The following is a 17,436-nucleotide window of genomic DNA, read 5'->3' as shown; positions in this document are numbered from 1 at the left end:
AGGAGGAAGCATGACCCAGTTATCCAGGCGTGAGCTCCTGCGCAGCGCGGTCCTGGCCGGGATCGCCCTGCCCGCCCTGTCCGCGTGCGCCAGTCCCGTCGGAGGAGGCGGCGGCGCCTCCTCCGCGCCCGCCGTGGGCGCCACCAGTGCGGCCAACCCGCTCGGATTCGCCGAGAACAAGCCACTGGAGATCTGGGTCTTCGACGGAGGGTTCGGCGACGCCTACGCCAAGGACATCCACGAGCCGTTGCTGAAGGCGAAGCATCCCGCCCTGGAGATCAAGCACAACGCGACCAAGGAGGTCGCCAAGACCCTTCAGCCGCGCTTCGCCGGTGGCAACCCGCCGGAGTTCATCAACAACTCGGGCGCCAACGCGATGGACTTCGGAGCCCTGGTCCAGGACGACCAGCTCACCGACCTCACGCTCCTGTACGACGCGCCGAGCTGGGACGACCCCGCCGTCAAGGTGCGCGACACGATCGACCCGGCCGCAATCACGTTCGGCAGCTACGACGGCAAGCCGTACGTCCTCCCCTACGCCAACACCGTCTGGGGCATCTGGTACTCGCAGAAGCTCTTCACCGAGGAGGGCTGGCAGGTCCCCAAGACCTGGACCGACTTCATCGCCCTGTGCGAGACGATCAAGAAGTCGGGCAAGACGGCGCCGTTCACCTACGCGGGCAAGCACCCGTTCTACATCTACGAGGCCATCCTGACGCTCGCCGCGAAGATCGGCGGCAAGGACGTGCTGAAGAACATCGACAACCTGGAGGACGGCGCCTGGAAGGCCGAGCCGGTCAAGCAGGCCGCGACGGCCTTCGCCCAGCTCGGCGCCGACTACCTGATGCAGGGCACCGCCGGCCTCGACCACATCCAGACGCAGCTCGCGCACAACAAGGGCGAGGTCGCCATGCTGCCCTGCGGCTCCTGGCTGGAGAACGAGCAGAAGGACTCCACCCCGGCCGACTTCGGCTACGCGGTGTTCCCGCTGCCGGACTTCGGTCCCTCCGACGCCCTGCCGTACGGCACGATGCACATCCAGCCGGGCGAGGAGTACGTCGTGCCGTCCAAGTCGGGCAACCCCCGGGCGGGCCTGGAGTACATGCGGGCGATGCTCTCCAAGGAGGGCGCGGGCAAGTTCATGGAGATGGTCTCCACGCTCACCATCGTCAAGAACGCGGGTGAGGGACTCACGCTCAAGCCGGGCCTGAAGAGCGCCTCGGACGCCCTGACCGCGGCGGGCGACAACGCCGTCTGGTTCCTGTTCCGCAAGTGGTACGTCGAGATGCACGACGAGGTGGCCGCCGCGTCCGGGCAGCTGATGAGCGGCAAGCTGACCGTCGACGAGTGGATGGACCGCGCGCAGAAGAAGGCCGACTCGATCAAGAGCGACTCCTCGGTGAAGAAGTTCACGAGGTGACGGCGAGTGAGCGGTCCGCCGGGTGGCGCCGGATGAGAGGTTCGCGAGGTGACGGCGGGCGGGAGGTTCACGGGGTGACGACGACGAACCGCGCGAGCGGGTCGGACGAGGAACGGTAAGTCACATGAACTACGGCAGGATGCGGTTCGTCGCCGGGTTCCTCGTGATCCCGGTGGCGCTCTACGTGATCTACGTGATCGCCCCCTACGCGCAGGCGTTCTACATCGCGTTCACCGACTGGCGCGGAGTGAGCGCCAGCCCGCGGTTCGTGGGTACGGAGAACTTCCAGAGACTCCTGGGCGACGGGATCTTCTGGGGGGCGGTCGGTCACAACCTGCTCCTGCTGATCCTGATGCCGCTGCTCACCCTTGTGATCGCGCTCTTCTTCGCCTTCCTGCTCAACGCGGGCGGGCGGGGCGGTACCGGGGGCATCTGGGGGTCGAAGTTCTACCGGGTGGTGTTCTTCTTCCCCCAGGTGCTGGCCATCGCCGTGGTCGCGGTCCTGTTCCAGCAGGTGTTCAGGCCCGACAAGAGCGGCATGCTCAACGCGCCGCTGATCGCCCTCGGGCTTGAGCCGATCGGCTTCCTGTCCGACACCGACGTCGCGTTCTGGTCGATTCTCGGCGTGCTGGTCTGGCAGGCGGTCGGGTTCTACGTGGTGCTCTTCTCGGCGGGCATCGCCTCCATCCCGCGCGACCTGTTCGAGGCGGCGTCGATCGACGGCGCCGGGGGAGCGCAGCTGTTCTTCAGGGTCACGCTGCCCCTGCTCTGGGACACGATCCAGGTCGGCTGGGTCTATCTCGGCATCGCGGCGCTGGACGTCTTCGCCATCGTGTGGGTGATGACGGCGGAGCAGGGCGGTCCCGACCACTCCACGACGGTGATGGCGGCGGAGATCTACCGCAACGCCTTCCAGTACTTCAAGTTCGGCTACGCCTCCGCGATGGGCGTGGTGCTGTTCTTTTTCACCATCGGGTTCGCGGCGCTGGCCCTGCGCCTGTCGCGGCGTGAACGAATCGAGTTCTAGTGGCAGAGGTGGCGATTTCCAAGAGCCGGGCGTACGCGCGTGAGGAACGCAGGAGGCGGTTGGGGCCCCTGTCGGTCCTGACCCACACCGCGCTGCTGATCTGGACGGTCCTGGTGGCGGTGCCGATCGTGTGGACCTTCCTCGCGTCGGTGAAGAGCGAGGATGAGATCTTCGGCAACGCCTGGTCGTTGCCGGCCTCCCTCCGCTTCGACAACTGGGGTCGCGCCTGGGAACAGGCGCACATCGGCCAGTACATGGTGAACAGCATCGTCGTCGTGGCCTTCAGCACGTTCGGCACGATGCTGTTCGGCTCGATGGCCGCCTACGTGCTGGCCCGCTACAGGTTCCGCGGTAATCGCGCGATCTACCTGCTGTTCGTCTCCGGGCTGGCCTTCCCGGTCTACCTGGCGCTGACCCCGCTGTTCTTCGTCGTGCAGAACATGGGAACGATTCCGCTGATCGGCCAGTTCATCGGCCTGAACACGCACGGCGGGCTGGTCCTGGTCTACATCGCCTACTCGCTGCCCTTCACCGTCTTCTTCCTGGCGGCGTTCTTCAGGACGCTGCCGGGGGCGGTGGCCGAGGCGGCCTTCGTGGACGGGGCCTCGCACACGCGGGTGTTCTTCCAGATCATGCTCCCGATGGCCAAACCGGGCATCGTCAGCGTGACCGTCTTCAACGTGCTGGGCCAGTGGAACCAGTACCAGCTCCCGCTCGTCCTGCTGACCTCCGACAGGGATAAATGGGTGCTCACACAGGGCATCGCCGACATCTCCACCGCCGCGGGCTACGACGCCGACTGGTCGGCCCTGTTCGCCGCGCTCAGCATGGCCATCCTTCCGATGCTGATCGTGTACACGCTCTTCCAGAGTCAGATCCAGAAGGGCCTGACCGCCGGAGCGCTCAAGTAGCCCGATCTCCTCAAGGACGGCGACCCCGTCCTGGAAGGTCCGCTGGGCCCCTTTCGCGATCAGCCGGCCGGGTCTCCGAGGGCCCGGCGAGCGGGCCGGACCCCGCTCTCCGGGATGTTCTTGAGGGCCTCGCGGCGGCTCAGGCCGGTGATGCCCATGTGGTCGACGTAGCGCACGACCTCGCCGGGGTTGGTCTTGGCGTATTCGCGCAGGGCCCAGCCGATCGCCTTGCGGGCGAAGAAGTCGTTGTCGGACAGGCTCGGCTCGATGCAGGCGTAGAGCAGCCCGGTGTCGGTGGCGGTCTTGAACCTGTTCTGGGACAGGATGGCCGTACGGCGCTTCCAGAGGTCGTCACCGTGGGCCCAGTCGAGCATGAGCGAGCGCATGGTGTCGGGGAAGGCGGCCAGAAGGCCCCCGACGCGGCGGATGGCGAGGTCGTCGACATAGTCCCACCACGCTCCGCTGACGATCATCTCTTCGTACATCGGAAGCGCGTAGAGCGTCTGGAAGCTCCGGTACGTCCGGAAACCGGTCAGCTCGATCGCCGCGTAGCGCTCCTCGCGGTATTCGGCCTCCCGCCACAGGGCCAGGGTCGCCTTGCGCCATTCGGGCGCCGTCTCGATGGGGTGCTCGAGGAAGGCCCTCTTCAGGGCGGCGCGGCGAGGAGTGGCCTGCACGCCGAGGAAGGGCATCTCGGACTTCATGTAGGCCTGCATCGCCTGAGCCTTGGCGGGATCGGCGGCGTCGGCGAGCGCCATTCGCACCGCCTTCTGGAAAGGCGTCATCCGCTGTGGCTGCTCCGCTCGCCGGTCGCCACGCCGTCGAACAGGACGGTGATGTAGTGCTCGGCGAGGCCGGTGGTGTTGAGGCGGCCACCCGGGCGGAACCACCGCACCGCCACCCAGATCGTGTCGCGGATCATGCGGTAGGTGAGCTTGGGATCGACGTCGGCGCGGAGCTGGCCGGCGGCCTGGCCCCGCTTGATCTGCTCGACCCACATGCGCTCGACCTCGTCCTCGGCTCTGACCAGATAGTCGAAACGGTCGCCGGGCAGGGAGCGCAGGTAACTCCAGTCGTTCTGCATGACCGTGATCGCCGCGCGGTGTGGTTCGAGGGTGCTGAACCCGATGCGCACCATTTCTGAGAGGATCGTGCGGGGGTCGCCGTCCTGATCCAGGGCGGCGCGGTAGCGGCCGACGAGGTCGTCGAGGAAGGTGGTGAGCACCTCGTCGACGATCGTCTCCTTGGAGTCGAAGTGGTGGTACAGGCTTCCGGACAGGATGCCCGCCTCCTCCGCGATCTCGCGGACGGTGGTCGCCTGGAAGCCCTTCCGGGCGAAGAGCTCGGCGGCGAGCCTGACGAGGTGGTCGCGACGCTCTGAGGCCGGGCCCGATGAGGTCGCGCGTTTCGCCGCGCCCTGGCGCTTGACCGGGGTCGCGGTCGCGCCGGAGTTCTTTCGCGTGTTCACGTCCTCCATTATGAGCCCTTGCGCAATCGCTTGTTCACATAAACGTTCCAGCTCATGCCCGGCTTTGGGTGTAACCAAGCGCTTGCTAAGGGTGTCGCCGGACGCGGAGGCCAGAACTCGCGGGCCCGTCAGCGGGAGGGTCGTCCGCCGCGGGAGGTGCGGAGACGGTGGAGGTCGATGATCGGCTGCAGGAGCCACAGCCAGGCGGCGGTCAGGGCCACCACGCCGCTGAAGATCACTGCGGCGACGTCGTCGATGACGGTCTCGACGACCAGTGCGACCGCGGTGGCCATCGACACCATCAGGAAGATCAGGCCGACGATGCCGATCCGGTTGGCCCGGCGGAGCATCTTCTCCTTCAGCGAGGTTCGGAACAGCAGGCGGTGCTGGGCCGCGGGGGCGATGAAGCACACCGAGGCCAGGGCGCCGCTGAGCAGGGCCACGAAGAAGAGGCGGTGGCCGAGCGGGCCCATCTCGGAAAACCTGCTCTGGAACGGAAGGACGAGCAGGAAGGCGAACAGAACCTGGACTCCGGTGGCGGAGACGCGCAAGCCCTGCAGGAGTTCGTTCAGTTCCCGGTCGACGCGTTCCTTCGGGCTCTCGCCGGGTTCGGGTCTCTCGGTTTTCAGGTCTCGATAGTTCAACGGACTCACCTGATGGCCATTTTATAGCTCTATATAGCTATAAATCCCTTTCTTGGCTGAGCTTTACGCGGAGGTCGTACGACCTGAACGGTTCCGGTTCTTTCCTCACCGAACGGCCCGCCGCTTTCCTCCCGCGAAATCGTCCGTACGCGACCGGTTCCCGGGCCTCGTGAGCCCCTGCCGGCCGTGGAGGGTCTTCGCCCTCTACAGGGGGCCTCCGGGGCGCGGAGGGTCGAGATCGGCGACCGTCGTCTCCCGGGCGGACGGCCCCGGCCGCGACCGTGCCGCGGAGGTGTCCGAAGGGCGCGGTCTCGCCTCCCCTGCCGCGCGAGGGTCTCGGCGATCCGCAGGCCCGGAGTCAAAGGCCCATGGTCAGCACACTAGCAATTAGGAAAGTTTCCTATTAGATTAGCGCCCAGACCTCTGGGAGCGCTTTCTTTCGGAGGTGCCCGAACAACACGGTGTCCGCGCGTCTTCGGCATGAGGTGCCGACCGGCCGTGAGGCGGAGGAGGGTGCATGAAGCGCGGCCAAGAGCTGCTTCGTCTGGCGGACACGGTTGTTCTTCCCGGGTTCGTGGGAAAGACCCCGCCCGACTGGATCCGCCGGCGTCTGGCCGACGGAATGAGCGGTGTGGTGCTCTTCTCCAGGAACATCGCGACTCCTTCCCAGGTCGCCGAGCTCACGGCGGCGCTCCGCGCGGAGAACCCACAGGTCCTCGTCGGCATCGACGAGGAATCGGGTGAGGTCACGCGGCTGGAGGCCGCCGCGGGAAGCACCCGGCCGGGCAGCTTCGCCCTCGGAGTGGTGGACGACCTCGAACTCACCGAGGAGATCGCCAGGGATCTCGGCCGTGACCTCGCGCTGGTGGGGGTCAACCTCAACTTCGCGCCCTCGGCCGACGTCAATTCCAATCCGGATAACCCGGTCATCGGCCTGCGCTCCTTCGGCGCGGACGCCGATCTGGTCTCCAGGCACACCGCGGCCTGGATCCGGGGCCTGCAGTCCGCCGGCGTCGCCGCCTGCGCCAAGCACTTCCCCGGGCACGGCGACACCTCCGTCGACTCCCACCACGGCGTCCCCCTGGTCGCCGCCGGCGCCGAGGAACTCCACGAGGTGGCACTGCGACCCTTCCGCGCCGCCATCGCCGAGGGGGTGCGCATGGTCATGACCGGGCACCTGCTGGTCCCCGCCTTCGACGACGCGATGCCCGCCACGCTCAGCCGCGGAGTGCTGCACGACCTCCTCAGGGTCGAGCTGGGTTTCGAGGGCGTCATCGTCACCGACGGCATCGAGATGACGGCGGTCTCCGGCCCCTACGGCATCGGCGGCGCCTCGGCGCGGGCCATCGCGGCGGGCGCCGACGCGATCTGCGTGGGCGGCGAGCACGCCGACGAGCACACCGCCGTCGCGATCCGCGACGCCATCGTGGACGCCGTGCTCGAAGGACGGCTTCCGGAGGAACGGCTGGCCGACGCCGCCCGGAGGGTCTGCGAGCTCGCCCTCTGGAGCGCGTCCGCCGTGCGCGGGCCCTCCGCGCCCGCCCGCCCCGGCGACGTCGCGATCGGCCTGACCGCGGCCCGCCGTACCCTGCGGGTCACCCGCCGGTCGGCGGACGTGGTCCTTCCCCTGCTCGCCCCGCCCCACGTGGTCGAACTGGCGCCCGAGATGAACCTCGCCATCGAGAAGAGCACCCCCTGGGGCGTCGGCGAGCCGCTCGGCAAGCTCCTCCCCGGCACCACGGTGACCCGGCTGGACGCCTCGGCGGCCACCGGAAGCGCGATCGAGGCCGCGCTCGCGGCGGCGGCCGACCGTCCCCTGGTCACCGTCGTCCGCGACGCCCACCGCCACGTGTGGCAGATGGACGCGCTGAGCCACCTGCTGGCAGCCCGTCCGGACACCGTCGTGGTCGAGATGGGGCTGCCGAACCGTTCCGACCTCGGCGCGGTTCACATCGCCACCCACGGGGCCTCTCGCGTCTGCGGCCAGGCCGCCGCCGAGCTCCTCGCCGGTGACACCCAGCCCTGAGGCCCGGTAGGGACGGGCACCCCGTCTTCGTCCCGCCTCCTCTCGCCCCGCGCGACCCCTGCCTTGCCCGGCTATGCCCGGCTATGCCCGGTCCCGGCTCGTCCCGCCGTCGGGTGGGCGCCGTACGTTCGGGCCGGTGCGGAGAAGGTTTCGCCGGCGGCGGATCGCATCTGGACATGACAGGTGAACAGCCGGGAAGCTTTGCATGATCACGGCGAAAGGGACCTTGTCATGAGCGGGATCTGCGATGGGCGCGTGGCGATCGTGACCGGGGCGGGACGGGGCATCGGGCGGGAACACGCGCTGGAGTTCGCCCGGCAGGGGGCGAAGGTCGTGGTCAACGACCTCGGCACCGGACGCGACGGTTCCGGACGGTCCGGCGGTCCCGCTCTGGAGGTGGTCGAGGAGATCCGGGACCTGGGCGGCCAGGCGGTGGCCAACAGCGACGACGTCGCCGACTGGGGCGGCGCCGCGCGGCTGGTCAAGATGGCGCTGAGCGCCTACGGACGGCTCGACGTGCTGGTGAACAACGCCGGGTTCACCCGCGACCGGACGCTGGTCTCGATGACCGAGCAGGAGTGGGACGAGGTGATCCGGGTGCACCTCAAGGGCCACTTCCTGCCGCTGCGCCACGCCGGGGCGCACTGGCGGGAGCGGTCGAGGTCGGGCCGGGTCGTGGACGCTCGCGTGATCAACACCACCTGCGGGACCGGGCTGTTCGGCGGCGTCGGGCAGGGCAACCACTCCGCCGCGAAGGCGGGGGTCGCGGGACTCACCCAGGTGGCCGCCGCCGAGCTCGGCCCCTACGGCGTCACGGTGAACGCGATCGCCCCGGTCGCCCGCACCCGGATGACCGAGGAGGTCTTCGCCGCCGGGACGGACGGGCCCGAGGGCGGGTTCGACGCCGCGGACCCGGCCAATGTGGCGCCGCTGGTGGCCTGGCTGGGCTCTGCCGAGTCCGCCCACGTCACGGGGCGGGTGTTCGAGGTCGAGGGCGGCGTCGTCTCGCTCGCCGACGGCTGGCGGCACGGGCCACGCGTCGACCGGGGAGGCCGGTGGGAGCCGGCCGAGGTCGGTGACGCGGTCGCGAAACTCCTGGCCGGGGCCGCGGAGCCGGGGATCGTCCGCGGGACGTAGCCGCCCGGCGGGACCGTCACGGCCGGGGAGCCGCCGCCCGCTCCCGATCGCGTCCGGTTCGGGTCGCCCACGGACCGCGCCCTCGGGCCCGCCGTCGACGGCGGGCCCGAGGGCGGGATGTACGACGCGGAATGCTGTGGGACCATCCCATGCCATGCGCGTCTATCTGGGATTGATTGCGAAACGCACTGGTTCGGGTGTTCCGGAGGTGCTGGTGGCACAAGCCAGAAACGCCGTCGAGGACGTGTTTCCGGTGCCGGCGGACACCGTGACCTCCGCCGTCTGGCGGGGGCCGGACGTGGTTCTGCTGGCCTGGTCCAACGAGGGCGACGCGCACCGGGACCCCGGGCTGCTCATCGAGGCGAACGGGCACGCCGTCGGCGTGAACGGCTACCTGGCCGATCCCGCGGACGGGGCGAGGCTGCTCGCCGGAGAACACGCGGACACGCTCGGAGGCTGCTTCGCCGTGTTCCGGGCGGGGGCCGGAGAGCTGTCCGCGATGACGACCGTCACCCGGGCCTGTCCCGTCTTCTACGCGGAGAACGACGAGGTTCACGTCGTCGGCAGCCGGGCGCTGCAGGTCCGCCTGGCCACGCGTGGAGGCGTCCGGTGGAACGCGCCGGGACTCCAGTCCATGATCCGCCAAGGCTACTTCCTGTCCGACGAGACGCCGTTCGACGGTGTCTCGGCGCTGCCGCCCTCGTCCGAGCTGCTGGTACGCGACGGAAGCCGGGTCATCAGGACGGAGGCGCTGCCGCGGGCGGAAGCCGTACCGGAGGGTGCCCGCCTGAAACGCGCCGGGGTCGAGACGCTCGCGAGCGCGCTGCTCGCGGCCGTCGAACCGGTGCGGAACGCGACCGAACCGGTCAACCTGGCGCTCACCGGAGGCCGGGACAGCCGGTTGATGGCGGCGCTCCTGCACGCCGCGCGGATCCCGTTCAGGGCCACCACCAACGGCCTGGACGATCACCCCGATGTGATCATCGCGCGGCGGATCGCCCGATCCCTGCGCATCGAGCACACGGTCATCGCGCCGAAGCGGACCGAGAGGAAAGACGCGATCCTGGTCGACCATCCGCTGGTGCGGACCCTGGAGACCCTGCGCACCTGCGAGGGGATGACCTCGGCGTACGAGTCGATCGTCGGTTATCTGCCGTACAGCCCGAAACCGACGATGAACGGGCAGAGCGGGGAGATCCTGCGGGGAGGGTTTCTCTACAGCCAGGGGAATCTGGCACCGAAGGCACTGGCCCGGCGGGTGGACGCCTTCTTTCTCAAGGACGGCGCGCTGTTCACCGACGAGGCCGACGCGCACGCCCGGGAACTGGCGGCTCCGTGGCAGGCGATGGACCACTGCGAGGCACTCGACCACCTGTACGTCACGCACCGGGTGGGGCGCTGGCACGCGAGCGCCCGGGCCGGCTCGCTCCGTCGCGGTGACCCCGTGCAGCCGTTCCTCGACAACCGGGTGGTCCGGGTGGCACTGGGGCTCGATCCGCTGTGGCGGCACTCGGAGGAGGTCGTTCACGACCTCATCGGCGTGCTCGCCCCCAAGCTGCGCGGGCTTCCGCTCGAAGGCAGCCCCTGGCGGTTCAGGAAGGACGTCCCGCCCACCTTCGCGCAGCGCCTCCGGATGAGGGTCAGGCCGGTCCCGGAGGCGGCGGCGAGGAAGGGCGGTGGCTGGAACTGGCGTACCTCGCCGGGTCCGGTGCTGTCGGAGGTGCTGAGAGACGGCATCGATCTGGACGTGCTGTCCGGCATCGTGCGCCCCGACGCGGTGAAGGCGCTGCTGGACGTCCCGGAGCTGAAGCAGCCCGCCCTCGCCTGGAACCTGTACACGGTGAGCGCCATGCTCAACGGCCTCCACCTGGGCCGCGAGCCGGTGGCCCTCGAACCGGTCCGCGTGACCGTCCCGGGCGGCGCGGGGTGAGGCCCCTTCCGCGGGATACGGCCCATGGCCGGCGAGGCGCCGTTGGGTAAGGTCTCCGATGTCTTGTCGGTACTGACATCGGGGATAGCTCGTGGGTGTTTCTGCGGCGTACGTGACCTTCGCGGACGCGGACGGGTCCGACGACGAGAAGGAGATCGCCCTCGCGGCCTGGGGCGAGGTCGGAATCACCGGGCGTGCCGTGCGCTGGGACGATCCGGCGGTCGACTGGGCCGCGTTCGACGTCGTCGTGGTCCGCACTCCCTGGGACTACGTGTACCGGCGGGCGGAGTTCGTCTCCTGGGCCCACCGCGTCGAGTCCGTCACCCGGATGCTCAACCCGGCCGCCGTGCTGGAGCGCAACACCGACAAGACCTATCTGCGGGACCTGGAGGCGCCGACCATCCCCACCTCCTGGGTCGCGCCGGGCGAGCCCGTGGAATTCCCGATCCTCGACGAGTACGTGGTCAAGCCCGCGATCTCGGCGGGAGCCCGCGGCACGATCAGGACCGGAGACCGCAAGAAGGCCGAGGCCCACGTGGCCCAGCTGGTCGCCGAGGGACAGACCGCGATGATCCAGCCCTATCTCGACATGGTCGAGGCCGAGGGGGAGACCTCGCTGCTCTACTTCGGCGGCCGGTTCAGCCATGCCGTACGGCGTAATCCGATGCTGGCCGCGGGCGTCACCGGGCACGACGAGGAGAGCGCCCGCGCCGAGCTCCGCGCGCCCGACCCCGACCAGCTCGCCCTCGCCGAGCGGGTTCTCGGCGAGTTCCCCGACGTGCTCTACGCCCGCGTGGACCTGGTCCGCCTCGCCGACGGCACTCCGGTCCTCATCGAGCTGGAGCTCACCGAGCCCTACCTGTTCCTGCGCTACGCGCCCGAGGCGGCGGCGAATCTCGCCCGCGCGCTGGCCGAGGCCGTGGCGGGCTAGCCGTGGGCGGAGATGCCGCCGTCCACCGGGATGACCGCCCCGGTCAGGTAGGCGCCGGCCCGTGAGGACAGGAAGATCGCGGTGCCGGCCATGTCCTCGGGGCTGCCGATCCGGCCGAGCGGCACGTGCGACTCGATCGCCGAGCGAGTCGCGGGATCGTCGAGCGCGAAGGCCATCATCTTGGACTCGAACGGTCCCGGCGCGATGGCGTTGACCGTGATCGACTCCTTGGAGAGCCGCTGGGACAGGTGCCTGGTGAGCATGTGCACGGCCGCCTTGGCCGCCGAGTAGGCGTAGTTCTCCATCGAGGGAACCCGGATCCCGTCGATCGACCCGATGTTGATCACTCTGGCCGGGTCCTCGGGGCTCGCCGCGGCGCGAAGCAGCGGCAGGAACCGCTGGGTCAGGTAGAAGACGCCCTTGACGTTGATTCCCCAGAGCTTGTCGAAGGCCTGCTCCGGATACTCCTCCAGCGGCGCGCCCCAGGTCGCTCCGGCATTGTTGACCAGCACGTCCAGCCGGGACTCCCGGGCCGAGACGGCCTCGAAGAGCGCGGAGACGCCGTCCTCGGTGGAAAGGTCGGCGGGTACGGCGGTGCATCCCAGCTCGGCGGCGGTCTTCTCGACCTCGGCCGCCTTCCGCGAGGAGATGTACACCGTGGCCCCCGCGTCGACGAACCCGGCCGCGATCATCCGGCCGATCCCGCGCGAGCCGCCGGTGACGACGACGGTCTTGCCTTCCACCGAAAACAGAGTCATGTTCCGTAGGATGCCGTACCCCCGGTCTTCGCGTCCATACCAACCGGTCGGTTCCACGACCTCGGAGGATGGCCGCGTTTGTTCCACGGCGGGTTGAAAAAATATATCGCGAGATGAAACAAGAGTGAAACAATCTTCCATCTGTCGTTGACAGTGGGTTCTCCATGGTGTGCCTTCGTCTACAACGGTTCGCGGATTCGAAGGTGGGCACACGATGACGAGAGTGGGCGCGCGCTTGGCGGCGCTGGGCCTGACGCTTCTGCTGGTGGCTCTGCCCGCAGCTCAGGCGCAGGCCGGACAACAGGTGCCGCAGGCCGTACAGGAGCCTCAACAGGGTAAGAAGATCGTCCGGCTGGGCGTGACGCAGGCCGTGGACTCGATGAATCCGTTCCTGGCCGTTCGTCTGGTCTCGTCCTCGATTCACCGGTGGATGTACGGCTATCTCACGGTTCCCGACTCCAAGACCCTGCAGCCGAGCCCCGACCTGGCCGAGTCGTGGGAGACGTCGGACGACAACCTGACCTGGACCTTCAAGATCCGCGACGCCAAATGGTCGGACGGCAAGCCCGTCACCGCGCAGGACGCCGTGTGGACCTTCAACACGATCATGACCGTCGACGCGGCCAAGCAGGCCAACGGCCCGGCGGTCGAGAACTTCGAGAGCGTCACGGCGCCCGATGACCGGACCCTGGTCATCAAGACCAAGAAGCCGCAGGCCTCGATGCTGGAGAACCCGATCCCGATCATGCCCAAGCATGTCTGGGAGGGCGTCGGCGACATCGGCGCGTTCGAGAACGACCGGTATCCGGTCGTCAGCAGCGGCCCCTACGTCGTGGTCGAACACAAGAAGGACGCCTACGTCAAGCTGAAGGCCAATCCCACCTACTGGCGCGGCGCTCCCAAGATCGACGAACTGCACGTCCTCTTCTACCAGAACCCCGAGGCCGCCAACGCGGGCCTGAAGAAGGGTGACATCGACCTGATCGGCCGGCTGAACGCCCCGCAGTTCGAGGCCCTGGCGGGCGACCCCAACATCGTGCAGTGGAACACCCCCGGACGCAGGTCCGCCTACCTGCAGCTGAACCACGGCGCGCAGACGATCGACAACAAGCCGGTCGGCGACGGTCACCCCGCGCTGAAGGACCCGAAGGTGCGGCAGGCCATCCACTACGCGATCGACAAGCAGGCGCTCGTCGAGCAGGTGCAGAACGGCCTGGCCGTGCCGGCCGACGGCTCCATCGTGCCGCCGATGTACCAGGAGTTCTTCTGGAAGGCCGAGGGAGACGACCTCGTCACCCACGACGCCGCGAAGGCCAACCAGATCCTCGACGACGCCGGCTACAAGAAGGGCGCCGACGGGATCCGGACGATGCCCGACGGCGAGCGCAAGCTGGAGATGCGCTTCAGCATCCACACGGACACGCCCGTCGAGGACAAGCTCGCGCAGTTCCTGACCGGCTGGTTCAAGGACATCGGCATCGCGCTCTCGACGAAGAAGCTCGACTCCAACAAGTTCACCGAGGAGACCGGGTTCACCGGCCTCTTCGACATCGCGATCAGCGGCTGGTCGGTCAACCCCGACCCCGAAGAGGTCCTGGCCACCCACCTGTGCAGCCGCAGGCCCACGGCGAGCGGCGAGGGCGGCGGCACCGAGTCGTTCTACTGCGACCCCGAATACGAGAAGCTCTACCAGCAGCAGCTGAGCGAGCTCGACCGGGCCAAGCGCGTCGACCTCATCAAGCAGATGCAAAGGCGCCTCTACACCGACGCCCCGGTCATCGCCCTCTACTACCCGAACAACCTGGAGGGCTACCGCAAGGACCGGATCGCCGCCATCACCCCTATCCCCGAGGACAAGGGCATCCTGTACGGCGGAAGCGGCTACTGGCCCGTCTACTCCCTGCAGGCGGCGGCCCTCCCCGCCGGCCCGGCCGACGGCGGCTCCGGCACCGGCCTCATCGTGGGCGCCGTCGTGATCGTCGTGGCCCTGGGCGCGGGAGGGTTCCTCCTCGCCAGGCGGCGTCGCTCCGTGGCGGACGAGCGCGAGTAGCACCTCGATGACAGTGATTCCCGACACCCCGCCGGCCGCCGAGCCCGCCGCCGGTCCGGCGGCGGGCCCCGGCGGGGAGCGCGGCACCGGCCGGACGGTGGCGCGCTACGCGCTGGCGAAGATCGGCGGAGCCGCGCTCAGCATCGGCATGGTCGTCGTCGCGACGTTCTTCTTGTTCAGGCTGATCCCCGGCGATCCCGCGATCGCCTACACGCGCGACGTGCCGCTCAGCCCCGAACAGCTCGACCTGCTGCGCCGCCAGATGGGGCTCGACAAGCCCCTGTTGCAGCAGTTCCTCGACTTCGTGTGGCGGACCCTCCGGCTGGACCTCGGCACGTCCTACGAGTACAAGCGCCCGGTCACCGAGCTCATCGCGGAACGGACGGGCCCCACCCTGGTGCTCGTGGGCACCGGACTGGTCATCGCGGTCAGCCTGGGCCTGTGGCAGGGCACCAGGGCGGCGTGGCGGCACGGGAGCCGATTCGACCGCTTCTCCACCGGTCTGTCGCTCGTCCTGTGGTCGGTGCCGACGTTCTGGCTGGGACTGCTGCTCCTCATGGTCTTCGCGGCCGGGGTGGGGCCGATCCCGGGGATCTTCCCCACCCGGGGCATGGAGGACATCGACGCGCCCGGCGGGCCGATGTACCTCCTCCACGTCGCGCACCATCTGGTGCTGCCGTGCCTGACCCTGGTCGCCGTGGTCTACGCGCAGTACCTGCTGGTCATGCGCTCCTCGCTGCTCGACGAGATCGGCCAGGACTACGTGACCACCGCCAGGGCCAAGGGACTGCGCGACGACCAGGTACGGCGGCGCCATGCCGTGCCCAACGCGCTCCTGCCGACCGTGACGCTGGTGTTCATCCACATCGGGTTCGTGGTCGGGGGAGCGGTGTCGGTGGAGACCGTCTACTCCTGGCCGGGGCTCGGACTGCTGTTCTACGAGGCGATCCAGGGCCCGGACTTCGCGGTCATGCAAGGGACGTTCATGGTGGTGTGCACCGCGGTGATCGTCATGAACACGCTGGCCGACGTGGCCTACCACGTCCTGGACCCGAGGGTGAGGTCGGCGTGAGCATCACCTGGACCCGGCGCAGGGCCGCGCTGTCGCGTTTCTGGCGGGACTACCGCAGGCAACGGGCCGGACTGTACGGCGCGGCGATCCTGATCGCGGCCGTGATCCTGGCCCTCCTCACCCCGCTGGTCACCGACCCGGCCGGCATGGACGTCACCAGGGCGACGGGCGCCAAGATGGCCGCCCCGAGCCTGGAGTTCCCCCTGGGCACCGACGAGTCGGGCCGGTCCGTCCTGCTGATGACCCTGTGGGGCTCGCGCGTCTCGCTGCTCATCGGTTTCATGTCGGCCCTGCTCAGCATGACCATCGGCACGGTGGTGGGAATCGCCGCGGGCCACTTCCGCGGCTGGACGTCGGCCGTGCTGCTGCGGATCACCGACTGGTTCCTGGTCCTGCCGTCGCTCGTGCTGGCCCTGGTGCTCGCGGCCATCCTCGGCGGCGGCACGTCCACGATCATCCTGGCGATCGGCGTGACCTCCTGGGCGTCCACGGCGAGGCTGATCAGGGCGCAGACCCTGTCCGTCGAGGCCAGGCCGTACATCGAACGGTCCAGAGCCCTCGGCGCCGGACACTGGCACGTCATGACCAGGCACGTGCTCCCGAACGTCGCCCCGCTGGTGCTGGCCAACACGACCCTGCAGGTGGCCAGCGCCATCGTCGCCGAGTCGACCCTGGCCTTCCTCGGCGCCGACTCGGGCAAGGTGTCGTGGGGCGGCATGCTGCGCGGCTCCTACGACTGGGGCGCCGCCACCTCCGGCGCGTGGTGGTACGTCCTCGCGCCCGGCCTCTGCATCGTCGCGGTCGTCATGGCGTTCACGCTGTGCGGCCGGGCGCTGGAGGCCGTACTCAACCCACGCCTGCGGGGGGTTTCCCGATGAGTCTGCTCCAACTGCGCGACGTCGCGGTCACCTATCGGACGGCCTCGGGCGAGGTGCCCGCCGTACGCGGGGTGTCGCTGGACCTGGCGGCGGGACAGGCCCTCGGCGTGGCGGGGGAGTCGGGGTCGGGGAAGTCGACGCTGGCCATGGCCCTGCTGCGGCTGCTTCCCCGGGACGCGCGGGTGACCGGCGAGATCCTCCTGGACGGCGAGGACGTCCTCACGATGAACTGGGGACGGCTGCGCGCGGTGCGCTGGGCGTCGGCCTCGATGGTCTTCCAGGGGGCACAGCACGCCCTGAACCCGGTGCAACGGATCGAGCGGCAGATCGCCGAGCCGCTGCTGGTCCACGGGACGGCGACCCCGGCCGAGGCGCGACGGAAGGTGGGGGAGCTGCTGGAGCAGGTCGGCCTGCCCGCCTGGAGGGCGCGCAGCTACCCGCACGAGCTGTCCGGCGGGCAGCGCCAGCGCGTGATGATCGCCATGGCGCTGGCCTGCTCGCCACGCCTGATCATCGCCGACGAGCCGACGACCGCCCTGGACGTGATGATCCAGGCCCAGGTGCTCGCGTTGATCCGCTCGCTCATCGCCGAGCACGACATCAGCCTGATCATGATTTCTCATGACCTGTCGGTCCTGGCCTCCATGTGCGACCGGCTGGCGGTCATGTACGCGGGCCGGGTGGTGGAGTCGGGTCCCTCGCGTGAGGTCTTCCAGGACGCGCGGCATCCCTACAGCCTGGCGCTGTCGGCGGCCTTTCCCACGGTCGGCGACCCCGCCTCCCGCCGGGCGCCCAGGGGCCTGGGCGGTGACCCGCCCGACCCCATGCACCTGCCCACCGGGTGTTCCTTCCACCCCCGCTGCCCGGTCTCCCTGCCCGGGTGCGCGTCCCAGGAGGTCGAGCTGTGGGCGGCGGGCGAGGGCCGTACGGCCGCATGCGTGCACGTCCGGCCGGAGACGATCCAGCCCGCCGGACCGGGCGAGGGCATGGAGAAGCAGAGTGTCCCGGTCGCGCGACCGACGGAGGAGAACCAGTGATCGAGTGGCGTGAGAGTGCGGTGTTCCGGTCGTGCGACCGGTGGGGAGCGTCAGTGATCGCGTGGCGTGAGAGTGCGCTGTCCCGATCGTGCGACCGGTGGGGGAGTGCCCGTGACCGAGCAGCGTGAGAGCACCGAAAGCGTGGCG

General features: G+C 69.3%; 15 protein-coding genes. 11 read left to right on the top strand and 4 right to left on the bottom strand.

Features of this window, described 5'->3' with window-relative positions; all coding sequences use genetic code 11:
- Positions 1-10: 10 nt before the first annotated feature.
- The 3 genes from ngcE (at position 11) to J2853_RS24825 (ending at position 3,358) form a co-directional block, all read left to right on the top strand.
- On the top strand, positions 11-1,420 hold the full coding sequence (ngcE, locus tag J2853_RS24835; protein WP_307561868.1) for an N-acetylglucosamine/diacetylchitobiose ABC transporter substrate-binding protein: 1,410 nt from the start codon (positions 11-13) through the stop codon (positions 1,418-1,420).
- 124 nt (positions 1,421-1,544) lie between these two features.
- Positions 1,545-2,447: a carbohydrate ABC transporter permease gene (locus J2853_RS24830; protein ID WP_307561866.1), complete on the top strand. Its 903-nt coding sequence runs from the start codon at positions 1,545-1,547 to the stop codon at positions 2,445-2,447.
- 8 nt (positions 2,448-2,455) lie between these two features.
- Positions 2,456-3,358: a carbohydrate ABC transporter permease gene (locus J2853_RS24825; protein WP_307561864.1), complete on the top strand. Its 903-nt coding sequence runs from the start codon at positions 2,456-2,458 to the stop codon at positions 3,356-3,358.
- A gap of 59 nt (positions 3,359-3,417) precedes the next feature.
- Here J2853_RS24825 and J2853_RS24820 read toward each other — a convergent pair whose 3' ends face one another.
- The 3 genes from J2853_RS24820 to J2853_RS24810 all read right to left on the bottom strand — a co-directional run bounded on the left by J2853_RS24820 (position 3,418) and on the right by J2853_RS24810 (position 5,470).
- Complete coding sequence (locus J2853_RS24820) at positions 3,418-4,143, bottom strand: DNA alkylation repair protein (RefSeq protein WP_307561862.1); 726 nt, start codon at positions 4,141-4,143, stop codon at positions 3,418-3,420.
- Positions 4,140-4,826 (bottom strand): TetR/AcrR family transcriptional regulator, encoded by a 687-nt coding sequence (locus J2853_RS24815; RefSeq protein WP_307561860.1) that lies wholly within the window; start codon positions 4,824-4,826, stop codon positions 4,140-4,142. The genes J2853_RS24820 and J2853_RS24815 overlap by 4 nt, the downstream gene beginning before the upstream one ends.
- 128 nt (positions 4,827-4,954) lie before the next feature.
- Positions 4,955-5,470: a DUF6328 family protein gene (locus tag J2853_RS24810; protein ID WP_307561858.1), complete on the bottom strand. Its 516-nt coding sequence runs from the start codon at positions 5,468-5,470 to the stop codon at positions 4,955-4,957.
- A gap of 517 nt (positions 5,471-5,987) precedes the next feature.
- On the opposite strand from J2853_RS24810, the gene J2853_RS24805 reads away from it, so the two are divergent.
- The 4 genes from J2853_RS24805 to J2853_RS24790 all read left to right on the top strand — a co-directional run bounded on the left by J2853_RS24805 (position 5,988) and on the right by J2853_RS24790 (position 11,494).
- Complete coding sequence (locus tag J2853_RS24805; RefSeq protein ID WP_307561856.1) at positions 5,988-7,496, top strand: glycoside hydrolase family 3 protein; 1,509 nt, start codon at positions 5,988-5,990, stop codon at positions 7,494-7,496.
- Between the two features lie 231 nt (positions 7,497-7,727).
- Complete coding sequence (locus J2853_RS24800; RefSeq protein ID WP_307561854.1) at positions 7,728-8,633, top strand: SDR family oxidoreductase; 906 nt, start codon at positions 7,728-7,730, stop codon at positions 8,631-8,633.
- Between the two features lie 214 nt (positions 8,634-8,847).
- Positions 8,848-10,563, top strand: a complete 1,716-nt coding sequence (locus J2853_RS24795) for an asparagine synthase-related protein (RefSeq protein ID WP_307561852.1) — start codon at positions 8,848-8,850, stop codon at positions 10,561-10,563.
- Between the two features lie 91 nt (positions 10,564-10,654).
- Entirely contained in the window at positions 10,655-11,494 is an 840-nt protein-coding gene (locus J2853_RS24790; protein WP_307561850.1) for an ATP-grasp domain-containing protein, read from the top strand.
- Here the strand turns inward: J2853_RS24790 and J2853_RS24785 are convergent.
- Positions 11,491-12,252, bottom strand: coding sequence for an SDR family oxidoreductase (locus J2853_RS24785; protein WP_307561848.1), 762 nt, complete (start codon positions 12,250-12,252; stop codon positions 11,491-11,493). The two genes, J2853_RS24790 and J2853_RS24785, sit on opposite strands and share 4 nt — an antisense overlap.
- 214 nt (positions 12,253-12,466) lie before the next feature.
- Between J2853_RS24785 and J2853_RS24780 the strand changes: the two genes are divergently transcribed.
- The 4 genes from J2853_RS24780 to J2853_RS24765 are packed head-to-tail and all read left to right on the top strand — an operon-like array spanning position 12,467 to position 17,289.
- Positions 12,467-14,302: an ABC transporter substrate-binding protein gene (locus tag J2853_RS24780; protein WP_307561846.1), complete on the top strand. Its 1,836-nt coding sequence runs from the start codon at positions 12,467-12,469 to the stop codon at positions 14,300-14,302.
- Between the two features lie 7 nt (positions 14,303-14,309).
- Complete coding sequence (locus J2853_RS24775) at positions 14,310-15,374, top strand: ABC transporter permease (RefSeq protein ID WP_307561844.1); 1,065 nt, start codon at positions 14,310-14,312, stop codon at positions 15,372-15,374.
- The gene (locus tag J2853_RS24770) at positions 15,371-16,252 is read left to right on the top strand and encodes an ABC transporter permease (RefSeq protein ID WP_307561842.1); all 882 of its coding nucleotides are present in this window, start codon (positions 15,371-15,373) and stop codon (positions 16,250-16,252) included. Before J2853_RS24775 ends, J2853_RS24770 begins: the two co-directional genes overlap by 4 nt.
- Positions 16,249-17,289: an ABC transporter ATP-binding protein gene (locus J2853_RS24765; RefSeq protein ID WP_307561840.1), complete on the top strand. Its 1,041-nt coding sequence runs from the start codon at positions 16,249-16,251 to the stop codon at positions 17,287-17,289. Before J2853_RS24770 ends, J2853_RS24765 begins: the two co-directional genes overlap by 4 nt.
- Positions 17,290-17,436: the final 147 nt, after the last annotated feature.

Source organism: Streptosporangium lutulentum, assembly GCF_030811455.1.
Classification (GTDB): Bacteria; Actinomycetota; Actinomycetes; order Streptosporangiales; family Streptosporangiaceae; genus Streptosporangium; species Streptosporangium lutulentum.
This window is presented reverse-complemented; position numbering and strand designations above follow the sequence as displayed.

Excerpts from the sequence above, each read along its gene's own strand:
- ngcE (WP_307561868.1), top strand. The coding sequence starts at position 11 with ATGACCCAGTTATCCAGGCGTGAGCTCCTGCGCAGCGCGGTCCTGGCC.
- J2853_RS24830 (WP_307561866.1), top strand. The coding sequence starts at position 1,545 with ATGAACTACGGCAGGATGCGGTTCGTCGCCGGGTTCCTCGTGATCCCG.
- J2853_RS24820 (WP_307561862.1), bottom strand. The coding sequence starts at position 4,143 with ATGACGCCTTTCCAGAAGGCGGTGCGAATGGCGCTCGCCGACGCCGCC.
- J2853_RS24805 (WP_307561856.1), top strand. The coding sequence starts at position 5,988 with ATGAAGCGCGGCCAAGAGCTGCTTCGTCTGGCGGACACGGTTGTTCTT.
- J2853_RS24800 (WP_307561854.1), top strand. The coding sequence starts at position 7,728 with ATGAGCGGGATCTGCGATGGGCGCGTGGCGATCGTGACCGGGGCGGGA.
- J2853_RS24785 (WP_307561848.1), bottom strand. The coding sequence starts at position 12,252 with ATGACTCTGTTTTCGGTGGAAGGCAAGACCGTCGTCGTCACCGGCGGC.
- J2853_RS24780 (WP_307561846.1), top strand. The coding sequence starts at position 12,467 with ATGACGAGAGTGGGCGCGCGCTTGGCGGCGCTGGGCCTGACGCTTCTG.
- J2853_RS24775 (WP_307561844.1), top strand. The coding sequence starts at position 14,310 with ATGACAGTGATTCCCGACACCCCGCCGGCCGCCGAGCCCGCCGCCGGT.
- J2853_RS24765 (WP_307561840.1), top strand. The coding sequence starts at position 16,249 with ATGAGTCTGCTCCAACTGCGCGACGTCGCGGTCACCTATCGGACGGCC.